Annotated in this window: 3 protein-coding genes; 2 read left to right on the forward strand and 1 reads right to left on the reverse strand. The window is 24.3% G+C overall.

Translation table 4 applies throughout. The annotated features are described in order from the left end of the window. Nucleotides 1-37: 37 nt before the first annotated feature. Nucleotides 38-325: a hypothetical protein gene (locus tag ACWXVP_RS03190; protein WP_456013054.1), complete on the reverse strand. Its 288-nt coding sequence runs from the start codon at nucleotides 323-325 to the stop codon at nucleotides 38-40. Nucleotides 326-799: 474 nt separating this feature from the next. On the opposite strand from ACWXVP_RS03190, the gene ACWXVP_RS03195 reads away from it, so the two are divergent. Beyond that, nucleotides 800-2,494, forward strand: a complete 1,695-nt coding sequence (locus ACWXVP_RS03195; protein WP_456013056.1) for a DUF262 domain-containing protein — start codon at nucleotides 800-802, stop codon at nucleotides 2,492-2,494. 81 nt (nucleotides 2,495-2,575) lie between these two features. Continuing rightward, nucleotides 2,576-3,175 carry a hypothetical protein gene (locus tag ACWXVP_RS03200; protein WP_456013058.1) on the forward strand — a complete coding sequence of 200 codons (600 nt, stop codon included), beginning with the start codon at nucleotides 2,576-2,578 and terminating at the stop codon, nucleotides 3,173-3,175. Nucleotides 3,176-3,343 lie beyond the last annotated feature (168 nt).

Raw genomic sequence — 3,343 nt, forward strand, 5'->3', positions numbered from 1 at the left:
ATTTATTGCATAATAAAATATTGTTTCTGGAATTGTGTTATTTAAAATATTTTTTAACATTTCTTTTAGCTTCTTTTCTAGCCCCTTTGTGCGAGCGCTCTGTTGCATACCCCCCTTTTTTTAAAGTACGTCTGTAAAGAGTTTTTAAAGACATTATTGAACTCTTTGTTCTATAATAAAATGCCATAGTAACATTTCTGGTTCTATCTCTAGGTTGATCAAAAATAAAAGAACTAAAATCTCTGATTTTTTTCAATTTCATAATCTTCAAGATCATCGCTAAACTTTTGTCTATTTTTATTTCCTTTATTTTTGTTTTAGACATTAAATGTCCCGTCAAAATTTATAGATTTTTAATTTTAGAAACTGTAAAACGGCTAACTTCGTGTTTTATGACAATTTAGTTTATTTTTATTTTTTTCATTAGTTATATCGATACAAATACCTTTTCTTTTTTTCTCAAAATCTGTTAAATTCCGGATTTCTATTTTTTTATATTTCCCGTTACCTCCTATAGTGATTTTAAACTATAGAATGTTGCAAAATAATTGAGAATTTACATGATCAAAACACGTTTTCGATATGTCAATATCTAAAGAAATTTATTATAATTATAATACCATGAATAATGCAAAGAAAACTTTAAATGCATTTTCTTTCCCTAATCCTCTTTTAATAAGATTGAGAGAGAGAGAGAGAGAGAGAGAGAGAGAGCAGACTCTTAATAAATAATTTAACATTAAATTAACACCTAACTATTAGGTGTATTTTTGCGTATTTTCATGGAGAAGGCAAATATATGACACAAAACAAAATAAATATAGATAGTATAACAATTAGAAATTTATTTCAAAATGCTTCTAAAGAACATAATTTTTTAATACCTGAATATCAAAGACCATATTCATGAGGAGAAGAACAAACCGAAAAATTATTCAGTGATTTATGAGAATTTTACAAAATTATACTTAAAGAGCCAAATTCAAAAGAACAGTATTTTTTAGGTTCAATTGTTTTCTTTGAAAACGAAAATGGAAAATGAGAAATTATCGACGGACAACAACGTATAACGACCATTTTTCTACTTTTAAGAGCAATTCTTAAAAAATGTGAGAACACTAATAGTGAAAATACTAAAAATTTAGCAAAAGAAATTGAAGAATGTATTTGACATATTTCAAATGATTATAAAAAAATAATTGATAGAAATTCAATGTCCATTCAAAATGTTTCAGTAATGCAAAGTAATTTAGAAGATTTTGAGAATATCATCAAAAGTGGTGAATATAACAAAAAAAGTAAAAGTAATTATTCGAAAAACTATGCAAAATTAATAGAGTTGATTGAAGAAAAAGCAAAAAATGAAATTGAGGGGATATTTAACTTTTTTAATACCATATTAGAAAAAACCCTTATCTTAACTGTATCTTCGCAATCTCAACAATCTGCTATGACGGTTTTTGAAACTCTTAATAATAGAGGGGTCCCTCTTTCTGATGCCGATATTTTTAAAGCGAAGATATATAACCTATTAAAAGACAAAAATGAAAAAGATAAATTCATAGAACAATGAAAAGAATTAGAATATGATTGTGTTTCAATGAATAAGACATTAAATGATATTTTTTCATACTATATGTTCTATTTAAGGGCAGAAGAAGGAGATATCAACAGTACCACACCAGGAATAAGAAAATACATATTAAAATATCTAGAACAAAATAACATTGATGATATTTTTAACAAAATGATAGAAACTATTAAAAATATTATTTCATTTCTAAAAATGGTGAATAACTTAAATGAAGAAAAAGACTTAAACTCGAAGATTAAACAACAACTAGATATTATTTTTTCTTTCTCTAATGATTTTGGTAAATACCCAGCTTTAATATATTATTTAAAAAATAAAGACAAAATTGATAATGATGATACAAGTGAATATCTTGAGTTATTAATAAAATTAAGAAATAGAATTGTCACAAGATATTTAGTAATTCCTTCAATAAACGATATTAAACACGGCATTTTGTTACTAAATAAAAGCATAATAAAAGGCCATGAGTTTGATTTTTCTAAATTAGAAAAAAAAGATTCAGATGATGTGATGGAAAAAATCAAAAGTCCAAATGTAAAAATCATAAGCATGATTATAAAAATGTTTGAATATTCACAAAACGATCAAGAAGAGATGGATATATTGCCAGCCAAATGAGAAATAGAACATATTTTACCTAAATCTCATGCACAATTCGATAAAGAAAATAAAGAATTATATGAACAAATTGGAAACATAATTCCTTTAGACAAAAGGCGTAATATTAGAGCTTCTGATGATTGATTTAAGTCTAAAAAAGAGATATATAAAAAGGCGACAAAATTTAGATCTGCAATACAAATCTCACAACTTGAAAATGATTATTGAACAATAAATGATATCAAGAAAAGAAATGACGAATTAGTTAAAAAATTTAAAGAAATAACAAAGGATTAATATGAATGATGATATTTATAAAAGAACATTACAAAATATAGAAAAATACATTGAAAAATAAACATAATTAATAGGAGAAATATGAATAATAAAATAAAACTTTATTTTGGTTTATCATTACCCTTTGCCATATTAGCATATATATTGTACTTGGTTTCGACTGGATATTATTATGTGGTAAAAGATGTAGATTTTTCTTTTTTATCAATATTGATACCAAAAGTATATCCAGACGGAGCAGGAATAACAATATTACTATTTGCAATTTTGTTTAATATTGGATCATTTATCTTGGCTATTTTATTAACATTAGAATTAAAGAAAATTGATTCGATAAAGATAAAAAACAAATATATTCTCTCAAAAATATTTGTATTCACCACACCTTTTTTATCAATATTATTTCTATTGCTTATAGCTTTCTTTGGTATTTTTGTTTTTGCGATATATATATATTTATCAGCCAAAAATCGCACTAAATTAGCGAAAGAAAAATTAAAAGTGTTACAAGAAAAAAATAGATTAATAAAAGATGAATCTTTAAGAAAAAAACTAGAAGCCGATGCAGGAAAATCTTATGGGTCTAATATATTTAATGAAACAAAAATGAAGCAAAAATTAAAAGTTATCGAAAAAATAGTAAATGATGAATTAAGAAGACAAAACAATAATGTTTGATAGTATGGTCAAAAAATTACATTGGTTTAACTGGTGTAATTTTTTCATTAGATAATTAATAAATTACGAATAATTTAAAACCATAAAGTATCATAATTTTAAGTTCTATAAATTGCTGTTAATTCTTAATCAAATCGCAGCATTTTTATAGTTTAAAAATGTTTATTAAAC

This window comes from Mycoplasma sp. 1781 (genome assembly GCF_053851675.1).